The organism is Pseudoglutamicibacter albus, from assembly GCF_022346425.1.
GTDB classification, from domain to species: domain Bacteria; phylum Actinomycetota; class Actinomycetes; order Actinomycetales; family Micrococcaceae; genus Pseudoglutamicibacter; species Pseudoglutamicibacter albus.
The window spans coordinates 109,077-127,283 of record NZ_JAKRCW010000005.1 but is presented as its reverse complement, the minus strand read 5'-3'; the positions used below and the strand labels follow the sequence as shown (position 1 = coordinate 127,283).

Here is an 18,207-nt window from a genome sequence, read left to right as displayed (position 1 = left end):
ACCATGGCAGAGATCTACGAACTTTCCGCCTCCGAACTCGCCGCGAAACTGCGTGCAGGAGAGGTCACGAGCGAAGACGCCGTGAAAGCCCACCTCGAGCGCATCGAAAAGCTCGACGGCGTCATCAACGCATACCTGCACGTCAACGCTGAAGAAGCGCTTGAGGTCGCCCGCGAAGTCGACCAGATCCGGGCCGCAGGCGGTGCCGAGGCTGAAGCCCTCCACCCGCTGGCTGGCGTGCCGATCGCGATCAAGGACCTCATCGTCACCAAGGGGCAACCAACCACCGCAGCCTCCCGCATGCTTGAAGGCTGGATGAGCCCCTACGATGCGACCGTGATCACCAAGATCCGCGAAGCTAAGTTGCCGATGCTTGGCAAAACCAACCTCGACGAATTCGCGATGGGTTCCTCGACCGAATACTCCGCGTTCGGTGTGACCCGTAACCCGTGGGACCTCGACCGCATTCCGGGTGGTTCCGGCGGCGGCTCCGCGGCGGCGGTCGCAGGCCATCTCGCTCCACTGGCACTCGGAACCGACACGGGTGGATCGATCCGTCAGCCATCCGCGGTCACCGGAACCGTGGGCGTCAAGCCAACCTATGGTGCCGTTTCCCGCTACGGTGCGATCGCAATGGCATCCTCGCTCGACCAGATCGGCCCTGTAGCGCGTACCGTGTGGGACGCGGCGGCGCTGCAGGAGCTCATCGGCGGGCACGACCCGAAGGACTCGACCTCGCTCGAAGGCAGCTCCGAAGGCCTCATCAAGGCCGCCGAAGAGGGTGCGGCAGGCGACCTCACCGGCGTCAAGGTCGGCGTGATTGCACAGCTGCGTGGCGGCGACGGTTTCGAAGACGGCGTGACCGCTTCCTTCGAAGAAACCCTCAAAACGCTTGAGGCGCGCGGCGCCGAGATCGTAGAGATCGAATGCCCTAACTTCACCTACGCGGTGGGTGCCTACTACCTCATCATGCCGTCCGAGGTCTCCTCGAACCTCGCTAAATACGATGGCGTCCGCTTCGGCCTGCGCGTACTCCCGGAGGACGGCCCGGTGACCATCGAACGCGTCATGGGTGCCTCCCGCGCGGCAGGCTTCGGTGACGAGGTCAAGCGCCGCATCATGCTCGGAACCTACGCGCTTTCGGCTGGCTACTATGACGCCTACTACGGTTCGGCGCAGAAGATCCGTACGCTCATCCAGCGTGACTTCGCGGCCGCATTCGAAAAGGTCGATGTGCTTGTGACCCCAACCGCACCGACCGTTGCGTTCAAGATCGGTGAGAAGATCGATAACCCGGTTGCGATGTACCTCAACGACATCGCGACCATCCCAGCGAACCTCGCGGGGATCCCTGGTATCTCGATCCCGTCAGGGCTCTCCGAGGGCCTCCCAGTGGGGGTGCAGTTCCTCGTCCCAGCACATGAGGACGCACGCATGTACCGCATCGCTGCAGCCGCTGAGGCCGCACTTGAAGAAAGCAACGGCGGCCCGATCCTCGCCCAGGCACCAAACCTCAACGAGGAAGTAGCAGCCCGCGTTCAGGAGGCTAACTAAACATGACAGAGATTGTTGATTTCGACGAAGCCCTGACGCGCTATGAGCCAGTGCTTGGCTTCGAGGTCCACGTTGAGCTGAACACTAAAACCAAGATGTTCTCCTCAGCACCCAACGAATTCGGTGACGACCCGAACACCAATGTCAACGAGGTCGACCTCGGCCTTCCGGGCGTGCTTCCGGTGGTGAACAAAGCCGGCGTCGAGTATGCGATCCTGCTGGGTTTGGCACTGAACTGCAGCATCGCGGAATACTGCCGTTTTGCCCGCAAGAACTATTTCTACCCGGACACCCCTAAAAACTTCCAGACCTCGCAGTACGACGAGCCGATCGCTTACGACGGCTACCTCGACATCGAGCTGGACTCCGGGAAGGTCTACAGGGTCGAGATCGAACGCGCACATATGGAAGAGGACGCGGGTAAGCTCACCCACGTCGGCGGTTCCTCGGGGCGTATCCAGGGTGCATCGAGCTCGCTCGTTGACTACAACCGTGCAGGTGTGCCGCTCGTGGAGATCGTGACCCGCCCCATCACGGGTGCAGGCGCTGATGCTCCCGAGCTTGCACGTAAGTATGTTGAAGCGATCCGTGACATCGTCAAGGCCCTCGATATCTCTGATGCCCGCATGGAGCGCGGTAACGTCCGCTGCGATGCGAACGTTTCGCTCATGCCGATCGGCTCCGAGAAATTCGGTATCCGTTCCGAGACTAAGAACGTGAACTCGCTGCGCTCCGTCGAACGTGCCGTGCGCTACGAGATGTGCCGCCACGCAGGCATCCTCGATGCCGGTGAGACCGTGGTCCAGGAGACCCGACACTGGCACGAGGATACCCGCACGACATCGTCGGGCCGTCCGAAGTCCGATGCCGATGACTACCGCTACTTCCCAGAGCCAGACCTCGTACCGATCGTCACGACCGCCGACCAGGTCGCTGAACTTCGCGAACGTTTGCCGGAACTCCCAGCCGCTAAACGTTCCCGCCTCAAGGCGGCGTGGGGCTTCTCGGATGAAGAGTTCCGCGACATCGTCAACGCGGGCCTCATCGACACGATCGAAGAGACCGAGAAAGCCGGCGCGAGCGCATCAGCTGCACGTAAATGGTGGATGGGTGAGATCTCCCGCATCGCTAACGAAGCGGAGAAGGACGTCACCGAAACCGGTATCACCCCGGCTCACGTCGTGGAGATCGAAAACCTCATCGCTGAGAAGAAGATCAACAACAAGATCGCCCGCCAGGTCCTTACACACGTCGCTGACGGTGAAGGTAGCCCGGCCGAAATCGTTGAGAAGCGTGGACTGGCCGTCGTATCTGATGACGGCGCGTTGACCGAAGCCGTCGAACAAGCGATGGCGGATAACCCGGACGTGGTCGAAAAGATCAAGGCTGGCAACCAGAAGGTCATCGGCGCCCTCATGGGCCCGATCATGAAGGCGACCCGCGGTCAGGCTGATCCAGGCCGAGTCCGCGAGATCATCCTCGAGAAGATCAACTAGCCTCGCTTGCTCCCCGTCTCGGGATGGTGACCGTTGGTCCTCACCACGAGGCGGGGACCAGCGGTTAACGCCCTGCCACTTTAAATAGCCTGCCACTTCATACACCGCGCCAGTTCCTACATGGCGCCGTTCATACACCGCGTCAGTGCCACACACGATGCAGTTTCGAGCATCACGCAACGTAGAGCGCATCACGCAAGGAGAGCGCGCATGAGTAAGCCAACCGTCACCGTTGTGGGGTCCACCAACCTGGACATCACCGCTACCGTGCACCGCCTACCGGGGCCAGGTGAGACCCTCCTAGGGCGTACACTCGTGCATTCCCCTGGTGGCAAGGGCGGAAACCAAGCGCTCGCGGCCTCGCGAGCTGGCGCCCGCGTCCGGTTCATCACTGCCATCGGAAGCGACGATGCCGCGCGGGAGGCCCACGAACTGCTCACAGCGGATGGTGTTGACTTGAGCCACGTGCTCGTGCGTGAAGACGAACCAACAGGAACCGCGATCATCACGGTGGACCACGGGGCAGAAAACACGATCATCGTGATCGCCGGCGCTAATCAGCACCTTGATGCAGGGGCCGTGCAGGCACGCGCCCACGCTGTTGAAGGTGTGGTTGTGTTGCAGGGTGAAATCCCGGTCACGGGAATCCAGGCTGCCTTCGCGGCGGCCGAGGACCGGGTGGTTTTCAACCTCGCACCCGTCATCGACGTCCCGGCTGATCTGATCTTGCGGGCTGACCCGTTGGTCGTCAACGAACACGAGGGCGCAGGGGCGCTGAAGATGCTCGGCGGCGACCCTGAGGGGCTGAGCGATAAGGAGATCGTCCGTGAGCTCAAAGCCGCCGGAGTGCGTTCGGTGGTCATGACCCTGGGCGCAAGCGGTTCACACGTGATGGACGAGACCGGCGAACACAAGATCCCAGCTCACACCGTGAAACCCGTTGACACCACCGGTGCCGGGGACGCGTATGTCGGGGCGCTTGCTGCGCGGCTCGCGGCAGGGGACAGCCTCGCCGAAGCGGCCTCCTACGCAAGCCGTTACGCCGCCGACACCGTGACCCGTCCCGGAGCCCAAGCATCCTACGGCGTGTTGCCAGTACGCTGACAGAACCGCTGACCTCGCCCATCCGGAAAGGCTGCCCGTCCGCAGACGCTGCCCGTCCGCAAGCGCCGGAAGCGTGGCGCTGATGTCCGCTGTTGGCTAAGCCTGAGGCTAAACCCTTGCCAAATGCTGGGGCACCTCTGAAAGGATAAGGCTATGGCTACTATCGAGTTCCAAGGTAAGACCCTCAACACGGTTGGCGACCTCCCCGCTGTAGGTAAGGCCGCCCCAGAGTTCACTACCGTCAACACCGACCTTGAAGACGTAACCCTCAAGGATTACGCAGGCAAGCGCGTTGTGTTGAACGTGTTCCCGTCGATCGATACCGGGGTGTGCGCCCAGTCCGTTCGCGAATTCAATAAGCGTGCAGCGGGCCTTGAGAACACGGTTGTTGTGACTGTGTCCATGGACCTTCCGTTCGCGCTCGGCCGCTTCTGCGGTGCTGAAGGCATCGACAACGTTGTTGCGACCTCGGCATTCCGTTCGAGCTTCGGCGAGGACTACGGCATCAAGTTCGCAGACGGGCCAATGAAGGGCCTCATGGCTCGCGGCGTCATCGTGATCGACACGGACGGCACCGTGCTCTACTCCTCCCTGACTCCAAGCGTGGGTGAGGAACCAGCGTACGACGAGGTCCTCAACGTCCTCTAAACCACACACGTGCTGGCGCCCGGGGTCACAGACCCCGGGCGTTTCGCGCATCCACGCAGCAGTGCTCATCTAACAGAACTGGGCGGGCCTTCAACAGCTCAGCCGGATGCGGCAAGTAATCTCCGGAGAAGAACGTGAACACCGACAACGATGGACAACAAATATTTCGGCGCACTGTTTGGCGCCGTGATCGTCGCGTATCTGCTCTTCTTTGTCCCTAACGTGAGCCTCATCATCGGTATCACGGTCGTGTTGATGATCGCATCCTGGTGGGCGGTTGTAGCGTTCTGGCCTATTGAACCGCCAAAGAAACCGGGCGTGCGGACCTACCGCTCGAACTAGCGAGCTCCACAGTATGAGCCCCGTAGCGAGCTCAACAGTATGAGGCCGAGGGGATTACTGCAGCAGCTCGCGGCATACGTGTGCGGCTTGAGCGGCCCGGATGATGCGCGGCTGGGTCTTCCTCAAAAGCCGGCCCCAGGTTTTCACGCCACCGCGTAGTGCGGCGTCAGCCACGCGAGTCAACGCCAATGACCCGTTCCACACGTGGGCTCGAGCCGCGAAGAACTCATCCGGGGCTGACGGGTCGATCACGTCTTGGCCGTGCCACAGGGATAGATGCGCCAGATTGATCGCTGGGTCCCACAAGGATGCTTTGTCCCAGTCGAGGATCCCGATCAGCTCGCCATCACGCCAGTGCATATTCCGGCCCGCTAAGTCCCCATGCACTAAACCACGCCGGAGTGAACCGCGAAGAGCGGCGCCTTGGCCCACCGCGGATCCCATGGCTTGCTCCATCTGACCCAGAGTAGCTAACACGGTAGCGGCACTTGCCCGCACATCGGGCTCAAGCGCATCGATCGCGGCATCGGCGCGGGCCTGGGTCCATTGAGGTTCTGCCTCCCAGGGCGCGCCAACCAGGCCTTCGTAGGCGCTCAACGGAACCGCTTGCAGGTCGGTAATAATCCGCCCCAATACTGCAGGGTCGCCTTGGTGTAGCGGGTGGGCGGCACCTGGGATGAAACGTTGGATGATCCCGCCGGCGGAATCGATCGGGGAGCGGGATTCAGGGACGAGCCACGGAACATGCGGGGCAAGCGCATCCGCTAACGCGGCACGGCGGGCTTGGGCGAGCGCCTCCTCACGAGTCCGGGCCATCCGGAACACAACCTCAGGAACCGGGTCTGCCGGGATGAGAACCAGGTTCGACTTCCCAGATTCCTCAACCCGGCCAGAAACCCAATCCGCGGCAGGGTATAAAGCGTTGGCGCGTTCAACTTCTTCGCTCGTGGGTTGCCTGGCCATGCATCCAGCCTACCGAGCATAATCGGATGCATGAGTGCCCAATCCCCACACGCACACACCCCAGACGGTGACGGCTCAGCGAAGACGCCCGGCCTGGGCGAGCTGGGGGCGCCCTCGCGAAAGGCCCTGGGGTGGGAGATCGGCATCGTCCTGGCGCTCTCTTTGGGCAAATCCGGGGTGTATGCGCTCATCGACTTGCTCGACACCATCACGCGCGGCCCCATCTCCTCCGGGACCGCGGCCCTCAACACCTCAACTAGCACGCGTGAGTGGATTGATCTGCTGTATCAGCTTGCCGGCATCTTCTTTGCGCTTGCCCCGGTAGCGCTCGTGATCTACCTTCTTTCACGCTGGCCGGGCAATAAGCCTTGGCGCAGGTGGGGCATTGACGGTCAACGATGCGGTAGCGACGCCGCAGTGGGTTTCGCATTCTTCGTGCTCATCGGCGTAGGAACCCTCGCGGTATACGCGGTGGGCAGGGCGCTCGGTGTCACGACCGCAATCACGACCTCAGGCCTGCCGGATGCGTGGTGGAGCGTGCCCGTGTTGCTGTTGGCCGCACTCAAGAACGGGTTACTTGAAGAGATCGTGGTGCTCGCCTATCTGCATGAGCGGCTCGCAACACTGAAATGGACGCCTACCGCGATCATCATCTTCTGCGCCGTAGTGCGCGGCTCCTACCACCTCTACCAAGGCATCGGGCCGTTCATCGGCAACGTAGCGATGGGCGTGATCTTTGGGCTCTACTACCTACACAAACGCCGCATCATGCCGCTCATCTGGGCGCACTTCTTACTCGATGCGGTCGCGTTTGTGGGCTACCCGCTGCTCACGGCATGGTTCGGGTACGGCAGCTAGCCCGCGCCGTCGGCCCTGTCAGCCGCCGCCGGGCCAACGCTGTTAGAGGGTTACGAGGCCCTTCGGGGTCTTCAACGTGACCGATTGCAGGCCCGGCATCCCGGAAGGGGAAGTGAAGTTGAATGTGACCTCACCCTTGAAGTCTTCACCTGGGTGGCCGAGCCATTCGTCGATGCGTTCGCGGTTACCGGAGATCGTGAGTTCCACGATTTCCCCGTGTGGCTCTTCAGCCCGGGATGGGTGCAGGTCCTCGAAGCTCTCGTCCCAGCGGAGGAAGTAGGGAAGCTGAGGGTCTGCGATGAGCCCGTTGATGCCGATCTGGCGCCACGTGAGCTCTCGCCCGTCGGGGAACTTACGCGAACCGGGGACCGCGCCGCGTTGCAGGCGCTCCTCGATAGGTGTGAGGTCCTCTACTGAGACGACCCAGCCCATCCATCCGCCACCCATCTCGCTTCGGGCGCGTACTGCCTTCCTGAACGGCTGCTGGAGAGTGGCCGGGTGGTCTAGTACCTCAACGACTTCGAGGTACTGGTGGTTGTGGAGGGGGAAGAACACGTTGCGTGTTCCGAAGCGTGGGTGCACGCCTCCTTTGACGTACCGGAGCCCGAGCTGATCGGCGATACGGTCTGCGGTGGTGATGAGGCCTTCTGGCCCGCAAGCATAAGAAACGTGATCGAGCTTCATGGGTTAAATCTGACACTGTGTGAGCCACATCTCTACTTAGGTTTACCTAAGTTGAAGTCCGGCCTGTGGATCAAACCGGGTGTGGTGGGTGTTATGTGGTGCCAGTGGGTTGGCGTGTTGTAGGCTAATTGCCAAGGTCATGAGTGCCAGTGCAAAACCCCGGTTTGCTGGCCGGCAACCCTCCGTCCGCGGCGGGGTGCCCCGGGTGAGGACCTGGTCACACGGGAATGCCGCTGTGGCAAGCGCGGGCTCTGCCCGCCCGTATCCGGGCGGACGTTACGTCAATTCAACCGGTGTATGCGGGCAAGCCCCTCCTATGAATCAAGGGGTGCACTGTATATGTCGCAACAAAAGTTCGAAACTCGTCAGATCCACGCCGGCCAGACTCCAGACCCGACCACGGGTTCGCAAGCGTTACCGATCCACCTGACCAACGCGTATGTTTTCCCTGACACCGAGGCTGCTGCCAACCGCTTTGCGCTGAGCGAGCTGGGGCCTATCTATACGCGCTTAGGTAACCCGACCACCGAGGTCATCGAGAACCGCATGGCAAGCCTCGAAGGCGGCGTCGGTGCGCTGTTCGTCGCCTCCGGAATGGCGGCTACGAGCTATGCGATCCTCAATGTTGCGGAAGCCGGCGATCACATCGTCGCATCGCCATCCCTCTATGGCGGGACGCAGAACCTCTTCAAGCACACTCTGCCTAAGCTCGGTGTCGAGGTCACGTTCGTGGAAGATCCAGACGACCTGGATGCATGGCGCGGGGCAATCAAGCCGAACACCAAGGCCTTCTTCGGCGAGACCATCGGTAACCCGCGCCAAGACGTGTTCGACATCGAAAACATCGCCGCGATTGCACACGATGAGGCAGGCGTACCGCTCATCATTGACAACACGCTGGCAACCCCGTACTCGCTGCGCCCGATCGAATGGGGCGCCGACGTCGTGGTTCACTCCGCAACCAAGTACCTGTGCGGCCACGGAACCGCGATGGGCGGGGTCATTATTGACTCAGGAAACTTCGACTACACCCAACACCCGGAGCGTTTCCCGGGTTTCAACCAGCCGGATGAGTCCTATCACGGCATCGTTTACGGCCGCGATATGGGTGTTGGCTCGCCACTGGGTGCGAACCTCTCTTACATCCTGAAGATCCGCGTGCAGTTGTTGCGTGACACCGGCGCTGCGATCTCCCCAATGAACTCCTTCCTGATCGCCCAAGGCCTCGAAACGCTCTCTCTGCGTGTTGAGAGGCACATCGAGAACGCGCAGAAGGTCGCTCAATGGCTCGAAGCGCGCGATGACGTCTCCGCGACCATCTATGCCGGCTTGGAATCCTGCCCGTGGTATGAACGTGGCCGCCACTACGCACCCGAAGGGGTGGGCGCGATCGTCTCCTTCGAGATCAGGGGAGCTGAAGACAACGAGGAAGCGGCCCGCGCCTTCGTGGACGCGCTCGAGCTGCACTCGCTCTTGGCCAACCTCGGTGACGTCCGCTCGCTCGTGGCGCATCCATCATCCACAACCCACTCCCAGCTGTCTCCGGAAGAGAAGCGAGCCGCCGGCGTAGGCCCAGGCACAGTCCGCCTCTCAGTGGGCCTTGAACACGTGGATGACATCATCGCCGACCTGCAGAAGGGCTTCGACGCCTTCCACGCCGCCCGCGCCTAGCTAGCGCCGGGACATTGGCATGTAGCAACGAAAGCGATAGAAACTCACGAAGCGAAAGCAGCGTTATGACGTTGGATGTACGAGAACACTCACAACACAACGCCCCCGAGAGCGCTGTGAAGATCCTCCCGCTGGGCCCGCTGGATCTAGAGACAGGCGGGCACCTTCCCCAAACCCATATCGCGTACGAGGTTTTCGGCGAGCTCAACGCTGAGCGCAGTAACGCGGTCCTCGTTTTGCACGCGCTGACCGGCGACACCCACGCAGCCGACGGAGCGCCGGCTAACGATGTGCCGGCTAACGATGCGTCAGTGACCGATGCGGATGCACCGCAGCCTGGTTGGTGGCGCGAGGTCGTTGGCCCGGGTAAGCCGGTGGACACCACCATGTATTGCGCAGTGGTTCCGGCGGCCTTGGGTGGGTGCTCAGGCACGATCGGCCCGGCCTCGCTGGCCGAGGACGGGCAACCGTATGGTTCGCGTTTCCCGTTCGTCACGATCCGCGACATGGTCGAGCTTGAACTGCGCCTCATGCACGCACTCAACATTGAGGCGTGGCACGCCGTTGTTGGTGGCTCGATGGGCGGGGCGCGTGCGCTCGAATGGGCCGTGAGCTATCCGCAACACGTCACCAAATGCGCGGTGATCGCCGCGACCGCTGAATCATCGGCCGAGCAGATCGCGTTCGCGCAGATCCAAACTGAGGCGATCCGGCTCGACCCACAATTCCACGGCGGAGACTATTACAGCCACGGGAACGGGGCCGGCCCGCAGCGTGGCCTAGGTATAGCTCGCCGCCTCGCCCACGTCTCCTACCGCTCCGCTGCCGAGCTGGACCATCGTTTTGGGCGTTCGCCGCAAGGTAGCGAACTTCCGCTGGGATCTGCTGGCCGTGATGAACGCGGCCGCTACGCGGTCGAGTCGTATCTGGACCATCAAGCGCATAAGCTCGTGAATCGTTTCGATGCCAACGCCTACCTGACCCTCACTGAGGCGCTCATGAGCCATGACGTTGGTCGGGGCCGCGGGGGAGTCGAAGCGGCTCTCGCCGAGGTAGTGGGCGTTGAGTTCTTCATCGCGGCCGTGGACACGGACCGTCTGTATTATCCGCAAGAGTCCCAGCGGATCGCGGATGCGCTGCCGGGTGATGTTCCTGTGCACATGGTTTCGACCCCGGTGGGCCACGACGGTTTTCTGACCGATGGGCACCAGCTGGATGCGCCGTTCCGTGCGTTTTTGGGCCCGGTGCCGCCAAGTGCGTGACAGGATGGTTATATGAGTGAAAAGTGGGAACCGTTTGTAGTTGAACATGTGCCGGAGGGCGTGAATGAGTCTGCGCCGCTCTTGGCTTTCTTGCATGGTTTTGGCGCGGATGAACGCGACCTTCTACCTATTGCGAGCATGCTTCCGGGCCAGTTCGCTGTGATGTCAGTGCGAGCACCGCTTGCACTGGGTTTTGGCGGCTACGCGTGGTTCCCGCTTTCAAGCCAGGACCTGGAGTTCAACTCGGCTGATTACAGCCAAGTCGTGGAGGACCTGACACACTGGGTCGCTGAACGGAAGAAGCACCACGAATCGGTCACGCTACTGGGTTTCTCTCAAGGTATGGCGATGGCGACCGCGGTGGCCCGCCGTGATCCTTCCGCGGTGGACGCGCTCGTGGGCTTGTCCGGTTTCACGCTGGAACAGTTCAAGGATGAAACCGGTGCGGACTTCTTCAAAGACCAAGAGCTGGCCGCACGCGAAGAGAAGCTGCCGATGTTCTGGGGACGCGATCCGGAAGACCCGGTGATCCCGGAGCGGTTCATCGAACCGACGAACGCGTGGGCGCGAGCGAACACGGACCTCACCAAGGTCAACTACCAAGGCATCGGCCACGGAGTGGGGCAAGCAGAGATCCGCCACATCGGCGAGTTCCTGACCGCTAAAGTGCTCGGCGCCCAGGTATAGGCGCCAGGCCTGGCCGCCCGAGACTGGCCGCTGCGGCTAGGCTTCGTCTTCGCGCGCCACACGCAACACGTAGTCGTGGAAGCCGACCACGTCGTCGAAATCTAGTTGCCGGCCTCGGCGGGTCTCGACCTCGCCGTTGACGGTTGCACTACCCTCAGCGATCTCTTCGCGTGCCTGCACGCCGTCTTCAACCACGTTGGCTAGTTTCAGAAACTGGCCCAAACGGATGCCTGCGGTGCGTACGGGCACGTCAATGATGTCTACCGAACTCATGCTCCAAGGTTCTCACGCGCCGAGGATCCGCGCACGCGCGCCCGGAGCGTTTCTGAGCTGGGCGAGGATTTCGCGGTGGGCACATATTTGGGCTAGCAAGGTTCAAAACGGGCCAAAAATCAGCTCAACCGTTAGGATTGACGGCAGACCATAACGGACCGCAGCCGGCGGCCCGTATCAACCGATGGAGTTCACTCAACATGGCAGCAGCGTCCAAGCTGGATAAGGTCATTTCACTCGCTAAACGGCGTGGTTTCGTTTTCCAGGCAGGTGAAATCTATGGCGGTTCCCGCTCTGCCTGGGACTACGGTCCGCTAGGTGTGGAACTCAAGGAGAACATCAAACGCCAGTGGTGGAACACGTTTGTGCGTTCCCGTTCGGACATGGTGGGCCTGGACTCTTCGATCATTATCCCGACCCCCATCTGGCAGGCTTCCGGTCACGTAGAGACCTTCACTGACCCGCTCGTGGAATGCCTCTCGTGCCACCGCCGCCACCGCGAAGACCACCTGCTTGAGGCATACGAGGCTAAGAAGGGCCGCATGCCGGAAGAAGGTCTGGCGGAGATCGTGTGCCCTGACTGCGGTAACCGCGGCAAGTGGACCGAGCCACAACAGTTCTCGGGGCTCATGAAGACCTACCTTGGCGCCGTCGATGACGAATCGGGCCTGCACTACCTGCGCCCGGAGACCGCCCAGGGTATTTTCGTGAACTTCCTCAACGTCGTGAACTCGGCGCGCCGTAAACCGCCGTTCGGTATCGGCCAGATCGGTAAGGCGTTCCGCAACGAGATCACCCCGGGTAACTTCATCTTCCGTACCCGCGAATTCGAACAGATGGAGATCGAATACTTCACCCCGCCTGAGCAGGCTTCTGAACTGTTCGATGAGTGGGTTGAGGACTGCTGGAACTGGTTCGTTGAGCTCGGTGTTGACCCGGATAACCTGCGTAAGTTCGATGTCCCTGCAGATGAGCGCGCCCACTATTCTGAGCGCACGATCGACCTCGAATACCGTTTCGGTTTCCAGGGTTCGGAGTGGGGCGAGCTCATGGGTATCGCTAACCGCACCGATTACGACCTCAAGCAGCACATCGAACACTCCAAGACGGACTTGTCCTACTTCGATCAGGCCAAGGGCGAGCGTTACGTGCCGTACGTAGTTGAGCCGTCCTTCGGTTTGACCCGTTCGATGATGGCGTTCCTGGTTGATGCCTATCATGAGGACGAGGCGCCGAACACAAAGGGCGGAACCGATGTGCGCACCGTGTTGAAACTTGACCGTCGCCTGGCGCCCGTGAAGGCCGCGGTTCTACCGCTTTCACGTAACGAGAAGCTGTCCCCGCTGGCGCGTGAGCTGGCTCGCAAGCTCGGTGCGCAGTGGAACGTTGACTTCGATGACGCGGGCGCTATTGGCCGCCGTTACCGCCGCCAGGACGAGATCGGTACGCCGTTCTGCATCACGGTGGACTTCGATTCGCTTGATGACAACGCAGTGACCGTGCGCGAGCGTGACACGATGCAGCAAGAACGCGTCGCGATCGATGAGTTGCCTGCCTACCTGGCAACCCAACTGATGGGAGCTGTATGAGTGCGGCTGAGCTTGAGGGCCTAACGTTTCGCCCGTGGGCGGAAGGTGACGATCTGCGTCTGCTTGAGGTGTGGGGTGGGCCCCGCACTCCGCAGGCGCACGAAGACCGAGCCATGTTGCGGCCCTCGAGCGATGAGCCGTTCGCTCGCTGTATTGTCGCTGAACTGGATGGCGTCCCGATCGCGGCTGGCGTGGTGTATTCCTCGAGCCTGCACCCGCAACGGTATTGGTTCTATGTTGAGGTGGCTTCGGCTGAACGTCGGCAGGGGATCGGGCATCAGCTGCTTGCGCTTTTGAAAGCGGAGCTTCCAGCGGGGGCTCAGTTGAAGTCGCGTTACACGGTGGCCGATGCGGGGGAGAACCCGGATGCCGATGGTGCGGCTGGATTTCTCGCAGCTGAGGGCTTCGGGCTGGTCAATAAGTCGATGCTGGTGGTCGTTGAGCCGTCCGCGTTGCCTTTGCCGGAGTTCGCTGAAGACGGGCTTGTGCTTGAAGAGGCGGCGACCGGTTCGGTTGAGCTTTCCACCACTGTCGCCGAGTTCTATAACGCCACACATGAGTGGGATCCTTCAGCGATGACGGTCGGGCTCACACAGACCATGTTGTTGGGGCCTCACACCGGCGCGAAGGGCGCCGTTGTGGTTCGTGACCGTGCGATGGGTGAGGGTGCGCCGATTCTCGCGTTCGCGGTCTCGTATGAGCCGGCCCGCCCGGATGCTCCGACCGAGGTGCTTCTGGGGTGGAACCCTGAGCTTGATGAGGCTCGGGCATCCCAAGCGTGCCGCGACCTCTTGGCGATGCTGGTGCATCAGTACCCGGTCCAGCTTGAGGTGGATACCGCGATGGTCCCGTTGGGCCGTGTGATCGATGAGCTTGGCCCGAAGGGTCTGGCCACGATCGTCACGACGACTCACATCGTTGCCACGGATGCGTAGAGCACGTCACCAGGGTGGTGCTGGCGGGCGTCACCGCAGCCCGCATCAGGCTGAAGGTAGCCCGCATCGTGCTGAGAACCATGCCCCTCTTGAGGTGCACGGGCATAGCCATGATGCGCCGATCGCTGATCCGCGTTTGCGGCGCCGTGCAACGATCGTTCTGACCTCGATCCTGATTCCGCTCGCATTGCTCACGATCGCCGGCCTTGTGTGGTTGTGGCCGAGCCCGAATGACCGCCCTGAGTCTTTGGGGCAACCGTATTCTGCGGCTCCAGGCGTCAGCATCGTGACGTTGCCGGTGGACAAAGTCGATTCCGAGGGCAGTTGCGCGGCCACCGAAACCCACGCCGGCCGGGTCGAGATCGAGTCGGATGCGACGTGTCGAGTCCCATACGTCACAGACCCGGAAACGGATCAGCTGGTTCCGGTGCAGATCCCACCAGAGGTTGAGAATCACGACCCGCCTGAGGTCGGGGACAAGCTGCGGGTCATGCTCATCAACACCTCCGCTGGTGAGGGAAACGCTGGCGATGGCAACGCTGGCGCGGAACCGGGTGGAGAAGCAGGCGTGGAGCCGGGCGGTGAATCCGGTGCGGAAGCCGGTGCGGAAACGACTGCGACGTTCATCGACTACAACCGTGATTTTCCTGTCGCGTTACTCTCGATCGTGTACGCGCTGTTGGTGATCGTGGTTGCTGGCTGGCGTGGTTTCCGTGCACTGATCGGGCTCGCGTTCTCATTCCTGATTTTCGGTTGGTTCATGTTCCCGGCCCTGCTCGCGGGTAAGCCCGCTTTATGGGTCGGGCTGGTGGGCGCGATCGCGATCATGTTCGTGGTCTTGTATTTCGCCCACGGGCTCTCAGCTCGAACTACAACAGCGTTGCTCGGTACTATCGTGGGGCTTTTCGTGACCGCCGGCATCGCGGTGTGGGCCACCGACAGCGCATCCCTGTTAGGCCAGGGGGAGGACTCCACCTATACGCTGAATCAGGTAGTTCCAAACGTTTCTTTGTCCGGCATCGTGTTGTGCGGCTTGTTCATCGCTGGCCTTGGCGTGCTCAATGACGTGACGATCACCCAGGCTTCGGCCGTGTGGGAGCTTGCCGACGCTAAACCGGATGCCACAGTGCGGGAGCTATTCAGGTCCGCGATGCGCATCGGCCGCGACCACATCGCATCCACTGTGTACACAATCGTGTTCGCCTACGCGGGCGGGGCGATCGCGACCCTGCTCATGATGAGCCTGTATGACTATTCGATGCTGAAGTTCCTCACCACCGGTCACCTCGCCGAAGAGGTCGTGCGAACACTCGTGGCTTCAATCGGACTGGTCATCGCGATCCCGGTGACAACGCTGATCGGTGTGATCGTGGTCAAAGCCTCGCTCCAAGGCACCGAGCCAACACGGCGGGCCGATGTGCGGCGCGGTGGCGGTTTGCGTGGCCGGCTGACGGAGGGTCGTGGCACCATAGAATCGTGACTATTGCAAGCCCTATCGCCTCGTTGAGCACCGGTGAGACTGATCATCCGGTCAAGCTCACGTTGCCTGAGTTGCGTCTTCGGGACCTCAGGTTCGCCTCGCCAGTGGTGCTTTCGCCGATGGCGGGGATCACGAACTCGGCGTTCCGCCGTTTGTGCGCTGAATACGGTGATGGCTTGTTTGTGTGCGAGATGGTGACCTCGCGCGCCTTGGTTGAACGTACCCGGGAGTCGATGCGCATCATCAAGCATCATCCGGCTGAACGGGTCCGTTCGGTTCAGCTGTATGGTGTGGAGCCTAATACGGTGCGCGCGGCGGTCCGTATGTTGGTTGAGGAGGGGCGCGCCGACCACATCGACCTCAACTTTGGTTGCCCGGCACCCAAAGTCACGCGTAAAGGCGGAGGTTCTGCCTTGCCGTGGAAGATCGATCTGTTCCAGCGTCTGCTCACAGGCGCAGTAGAGGAAGCGCACGCGGGCAACGTTCCGCTGACGGTCAAGGTGCGCAAAGGCATCGATGACGATCACTTGACCTATATCGAGACGGGCAAGATGGCCCGCGATGTGGGTGTGGACGCGATCGCACTGCATGCCCGCACCATGAACCAGCATTATTCGGGGCACGCGGACTGGAAGGCGCTTGCGCGTTTCCGCGAGGCGCTCCCTGACATCCCGGTGATCGGTAACGGCGATATTTTCAGTGCCGAAGACGCCGTGGAGATGGTTGAGCAAACCGGGGTTGACGGCGTCCAGATCGGCCGCGGCGTTCAGGGCAAGCCGTGGCTTTTCGGTGATCTTGAGGCCGCTTTGAACGGTTCGCCGGTGCGCTACAGGCCAACACTGGGCGATGTGGCCGGTGTGTTCCGCCGCCATGCTGACCTGCTCATCGAGCATTTCGAGGATGAGTTCCGTGGCTTGCAGGATCTGCGCAAGCATGTCGCGTGGTATTTCAAAGGCTATGAGGTCGGAGGGGAAGTCCGTTCTGGGCTTGCGAGGGTTTCGGCACTCGATGAGTTGGACGATCTACTCGCCAAGCTGGATTGGGACGCGCCTTATCCGGGGAGAGCCGCGGAAGGAACACGCGGGAGAGCTGGCAGCCCTAAACGGCCGCACCTGCCGCAGAACTGGCTGGATTCCCGCTACCTCAACGATGAGCATAAGGCCATGATTTCCCACGCTGAATTGGATATTTCCGGTGGCTGAGCAGCGTTCAAAGCAAGAACAGAATTCGGTGCATCCACGTTCGCATGTGGGCGTTGCAGGTGAAGCGCTCGCCTCCATCGCCGGTTATGAGACCCACGATATGGAGCGTTGGGTTCCCGAGCCGCCTAAGAAGGCCTACCGTTCGGCGTTTGAACGCGACCGTGCCCGTGTTCTGCATTCCTCGGCGCTACGCCGGCTGGGTGCCAAAACCCAGGTTGTTGCGCCGTTTTCTGATGACTTTGTGCGTACCCGTTTGACGCATTCGCTTGAGGTCGCGCAGGTGGGCCGCGAACTCGGCGCCGCGTTAGGCTGTGACCCCAACGTCGTGGATACCGCGTGTTTGTCGCATGATTTGGGGCATCCGCCGTTTGGTCACAACGGGGAGAAGGTCCTGGACCAACTGGCTGATGCGTGCGGCGGTTTTGAAGGTAACGCCCAGACCTTGCGGTTGTTGACCCGGTTGGAGACTAAGACGTTTCGCGCCAATGGCGCCTCGGCTGGTTTGAACCTGACGCGGGCGACCCTGGATGCGACGATCAAGTATCCGTGGACGCGGCAAGAGGCTCCGCTGACGCGTGAGGGCCGCCCCACCCGTAAGTTCGGCGTGTATGCCGATGATGAGCCGGTGTACCGGTGGGTTCGTGATGGCCGCGAGGATTCAGCGACCCCGCTTGAGGCCCAAGTTATGGATTTGGCCGATGACGTCGCGTATTCGGTGCACGATGTTGAGGACGCGGTGAACGCGCATCGTTTTCAGTTGCGGTGGGTTCAGGAGAAGGCACGGCGGGCGCGGGTGATCGATTACACGCGGCGTTGGTATCTCCCGCAGACGCCTGAGGATGAGATCGATGAGGCGCTGAAGCGTTTGGAGCGTTCTGAAGAGTGGGTTCCGGTGGTCGATGGCGGCCGCCGTTCGCTGGCTGCGTTGAAGGATATGACGAGCCAGTTCATTGGCCGTTTCTGTTCTGCAGCGCTCAAGGCCACGCAACAGCGGTACGGGACGGACCCGTTGACCCGTTATGCTGCGAGCCTTGTGGTTCCGCGTGAAACCGAGGTTGAGATCGCTGTCATGAAGGGCATGGCTACCGCGTATGTCATGACCGTTGATGAGCGTCAGCCGATCTATAGCCGCCAAGCTGAGGTTCTTAGTGAGCTGGTTGAGCTGCTGTTGAAGACTGAAGGTGAATACCTGGATCCGATCTTCCGTGAGGATTACATCATGGCGGTCGATGATGCCGCACGGGTCCGCGCGGTGATCGATCAGGTCGCATCGCTGACAGATTCCTCAGCGCTTGAGTGGTATCTCACGTTGGTGCGTGGCGGGCAGTTCCCGCCCGCGGTGGGCACGCATGATTTCTTCGTCCCGGTCTCTATGCCTGAGGGGAAAGCGCCTGAAGGGCGATCACTTCAGGGGCAAACACCCGAGGAGAAGCCATCCGAGGGGAAGCCCTAGAATGGT

Annotated in this window: 17 protein-coding genes and 1 riboswitch; of the genes, 14 read left to right on the top strand and 3 right to left on the bottom strand. The window is 61.5% G+C overall.

Annotated features, from left to right (window positions below; all coding sequences use genetic code 11):
* The first annotated feature begins 3 nt into the window (after positions 1 to 3).
* From gatA to MHJ63_RS04820, 5 genes are all read left to right on the top strand, one after another.
* Positions 4 to 1,554 (top strand): Asp-tRNA(Asn)/Glu-tRNA(Gln) amidotransferase subunit GatA, encoded by a 1,551-nt coding sequence (gatA, locus tag MHJ63_RS04840; protein ID WP_239446313.1) that lies wholly within the window; start codon positions 4 to 6, stop codon positions 1,552 to 1,554.
* 2 nt (positions 1,555 to 1,556) lie between these two features.
* Positions 1,557 to 3,050 carry an Asp-tRNA(Asn)/Glu-tRNA(Gln) amidotransferase subunit GatB gene (gene gatB / locus MHJ63_RS04835; RefSeq protein ID WP_035756848.1) on the top strand — a complete coding sequence of 498 codons (1,494 nt, stop codon included), beginning with the start codon at positions 1,557 to 1,559 and terminating at the stop codon, positions 3,048 to 3,050.
* Positions 3,051 to 3,260: 210 nt separating this feature from the next.
* Positions 3,261 to 4,154 carry a ribokinase gene (locus tag MHJ63_RS04830; protein WP_070490686.1) on the top strand — a complete coding sequence of 298 codons (894 nt, stop codon included), beginning with the start codon at positions 3,261 to 3,263 and terminating at the stop codon, positions 4,152 to 4,154.
* A gap of 153 nt (positions 4,155 to 4,307) precedes the next feature.
* The gene (gene tpx, locus MHJ63_RS04825; RefSeq protein WP_070490687.1) at positions 4,308 to 4,802 is read left to right on the top strand and encodes a thiol peroxidase; all 495 of its coding nucleotides are present in this window, start codon (positions 4,308 to 4,310) and stop codon (positions 4,800 to 4,802) included.
* A 150-nt stretch (positions 4,803 to 4,952) separates the two neighbouring features.
* Complete coding sequence (locus MHJ63_RS04820) at positions 4,953 to 5,144, top strand: hypothetical protein (protein WP_239446312.1); 192 nt, start codon at positions 4,953 to 4,955, stop codon at positions 5,142 to 5,144.
* 54 nt (positions 5,145 to 5,198) lie between these two features.
* Here the strand turns inward: MHJ63_RS04820 and MHJ63_RS04815 are convergent, their stop codons facing one another.
* Positions 5,199 to 6,107, bottom strand: a complete 909-nt coding sequence (locus MHJ63_RS04815) for a phosphotransferase family protein (protein ID WP_239446311.1) — start codon at positions 6,105 to 6,107, stop codon at positions 5,199 to 5,201.
* Between the two features lie 30 nt (positions 6,108 to 6,137).
* Here MHJ63_RS04815 and MHJ63_RS04810 point away from each other — a divergent pair, with 30 nt between their 5' ends.
* On the top strand, positions 6,138 to 6,965 hold the full coding sequence (locus tag MHJ63_RS04810; protein WP_239446310.1) for a CPBP family intramembrane glutamic endopeptidase: 828 nt from the start codon (positions 6,138 to 6,140) through the stop codon (positions 6,963 to 6,965).
* A gap of 42 nt (positions 6,966 to 7,007) precedes the next feature.
* Here MHJ63_RS04810 and MHJ63_RS04805 read toward each other — a convergent pair whose 3' ends face one another.
* Positions 7,008 to 7,649 carry a VOC family protein gene (locus MHJ63_RS04805; RefSeq protein ID WP_035756861.1) on the bottom strand — a complete coding sequence of 214 codons (642 nt, stop codon included), beginning with the start codon at positions 7,647 to 7,649 and terminating at the stop codon, positions 7,008 to 7,010.
* A gap of 135 nt (positions 7,650 to 7,784) precedes the next feature.
* Positions 7,785 to 7,900: riboswitch (SAM riboswitch) on the top strand.
* Positions 7,901 to 7,988: 88 nt separating this feature from the next.
* Here MHJ63_RS04805 and MHJ63_RS04800 point away from each other — a divergent pair.
* The 3 genes from MHJ63_RS04800 to MHJ63_RS04790 all read left to right on the top strand — a co-directional run bounded on the left by MHJ63_RS04800 (position 7,989) and on the right by MHJ63_RS04790 (position 11,269).
* On the top strand, positions 7,989 to 9,320 hold the full coding sequence (locus tag MHJ63_RS04800) for an O-acetylhomoserine aminocarboxypropyltransferase/cysteine synthase family protein (RefSeq protein WP_239446309.1): 1,332 nt from the start codon (positions 7,989 to 7,991) through the stop codon (positions 9,318 to 9,320).
* 65 nt (positions 9,321 to 9,385) lie between these two features.
* Positions 9,386 to 10,582: a homoserine O-acetyltransferase MetX gene (metX, locus tag MHJ63_RS04795; protein WP_239446308.1), complete on the top strand. Its 1,197-nt coding sequence runs from the start codon at positions 9,386 to 9,388 to the stop codon at positions 10,580 to 10,582.
* Positions 10,583 to 10,594: 12 nt separating this feature from the next.
* Positions 10,595 to 11,269 carry an alpha/beta hydrolase gene (locus tag MHJ63_RS04790; RefSeq protein ID WP_070490691.1) on the top strand — a complete coding sequence of 225 codons (675 nt, stop codon included), beginning with the start codon at positions 10,595 to 10,597 and terminating at the stop codon, positions 11,267 to 11,269.
* A 36-nt stretch (positions 11,270 to 11,305) separates the two neighbouring features.
* Here the strand turns inward: MHJ63_RS04790 and MHJ63_RS04785 are convergent, their stop codons facing one another.
* Positions 11,306 to 11,542 (bottom strand): RNA-binding S4 domain-containing protein, encoded by a 237-nt coding sequence (locus MHJ63_RS04785; RefSeq protein ID WP_239446307.1) that lies wholly within the window; start codon positions 11,540 to 11,542, stop codon positions 11,306 to 11,308.
* 200 nt (positions 11,543 to 11,742) lie between these two features.
* Here MHJ63_RS04785 and MHJ63_RS04780 point away from each other — a divergent pair, with 200 nt between their 5' ends.
* The 5 genes from MHJ63_RS04780 to MHJ63_RS04760 are packed head-to-tail and all read left to right on the top strand — an operon-like array spanning position 11,743 to position 18,201.
* Complete coding sequence (locus MHJ63_RS04780; protein WP_239446306.1) at positions 11,743 to 13,131, top strand: glycine--tRNA ligase; 1,389 nt, start codon at positions 11,743 to 11,745, stop codon at positions 13,129 to 13,131.
* Positions 13,128 to 14,066 carry a GNAT family N-acetyltransferase gene (locus MHJ63_RS04775; RefSeq protein WP_239446305.1) on the top strand — a complete coding sequence of 313 codons (939 nt, stop codon included), beginning with the start codon at positions 13,128 to 13,130 and terminating at the stop codon, positions 14,064 to 14,066. Before MHJ63_RS04780 ends, MHJ63_RS04775 begins: the two co-directional genes overlap by 4 nt.
* Entirely contained in the window at positions 14,059 to 15,546 is a 1,488-nt protein-coding gene (locus MHJ63_RS04770; RefSeq protein ID WP_239446304.1) for a YibE/F family protein, read from the top strand. Before MHJ63_RS04775 ends, MHJ63_RS04770 begins: the two co-directional genes overlap by 8 nt.
* 23 nt (positions 15,547 to 15,569) lie before the next feature.
* Positions 15,570 to 16,748: a tRNA dihydrouridine synthase DusB gene (gene dusB, locus MHJ63_RS04765; RefSeq protein WP_070490749.1), complete on the top strand. Its 1,179-nt coding sequence runs from the start codon at positions 15,570 to 15,572 to the stop codon at positions 16,746 to 16,748.
* Positions 16,741 to 18,201, top strand: coding sequence for a deoxyguanosinetriphosphate triphosphohydrolase (locus MHJ63_RS04760; RefSeq protein WP_420876133.1), 1,461 nt, complete (start codon positions 16,741 to 16,743; stop codon positions 18,199 to 18,201). Before dusB ends, MHJ63_RS04760 begins: the two co-directional genes overlap by 8 nt.
* Positions 18,202 to 18,207: the final 6 nt, after the last annotated feature.

Bases quoted from the DNA above. Each gene is read 5' to 3' on its own strand.
- MHJ63_RS04815 (WP_239446311.1), bottom strand. From the start codon at position 6,107: ATGGCCAGGCAACCCACGAGCGAAGAAGTTGAACGCGCCAACGCTTTA.
- MHJ63_RS04830 (WP_070490686.1), top strand. From the start codon at position 3,261: ATGAGTAAGCCAACCGTCACCGTTGTGGGGTCCACCAACCTGGACATC.
- MHJ63_RS04770 (WP_239446304.1), top strand. From the start codon at position 14,059: ATGCGTAGAGCACGTCACCAGGGTGGTGCTGGCGGGCGTCACCGCAGC.
- MHJ63_RS04780 (WP_239446306.1), top strand. From the start codon at position 11,743: ATGGCAGCAGCGTCCAAGCTGGATAAGGTCATTTCACTCGCTAAACGG.
- gatB (WP_035756848.1), top strand. From the start codon at position 1,557: ATGACAGAGATTGTTGATTTCGACGAAGCCCTGACGCGCTATGAGCCA.
- MHJ63_RS04800 (WP_239446309.1), top strand. From the start codon at position 7,989: ATGTCGCAACAAAAGTTCGAAACTCGTCAGATCCACGCCGGCCAGACT.
- MHJ63_RS04820 (WP_239446312.1), top strand. From the start codon at position 4,953: ATGGACAACAAATATTTCGGCGCACTGTTTGGCGCCGTGATCGTCGCG.
- MHJ63_RS04775 (WP_239446305.1), top strand. From the start codon at position 13,128: ATGAGTGCGGCTGAGCTTGAGGGCCTAACGTTTCGCCCGTGGGCGGAA.
- tpx (WP_070490687.1), top strand. From the start codon at position 4,308: ATGGCTACTATCGAGTTCCAAGGTAAGACCCTCAACACGGTTGGCGAC.
- MHJ63_RS04810 (WP_239446310.1), top strand. From the start codon at position 6,138: ATGAGTGCCCAATCCCCACACGCACACACCCCAGACGGTGACGGCTCA.
- MHJ63_RS04805 (WP_035756861.1), bottom strand. From the start codon at position 7,649: ATGAAGCTCGATCACGTTTCTTATGCTTGCGGGCCAGAAGGCCTCATC.
- MHJ63_RS04785 (WP_239446307.1), bottom strand. From the start codon at position 11,542: ATGAGTTCGGTAGACATCATTGACGTGCCCGTACGCACCGCAGGCATC.
- metX (WP_239446308.1), top strand. From the start codon at position 9,386: ATGACGTTGGATGTACGAGAACACTCACAACACAACGCCCCCGAGAGC.
- gatA (WP_239446313.1), top strand. From the start codon at position 4: ATGGCAGAGATCTACGAACTTTCCGCCTCCGAACTCGCCGCGAAACTG.
- MHJ63_RS04790 (WP_070490691.1), top strand. From the start codon at position 10,595: ATGAGTGAAAAGTGGGAACCGTTTGTAGTTGAACATGTGCCGGAGGGC.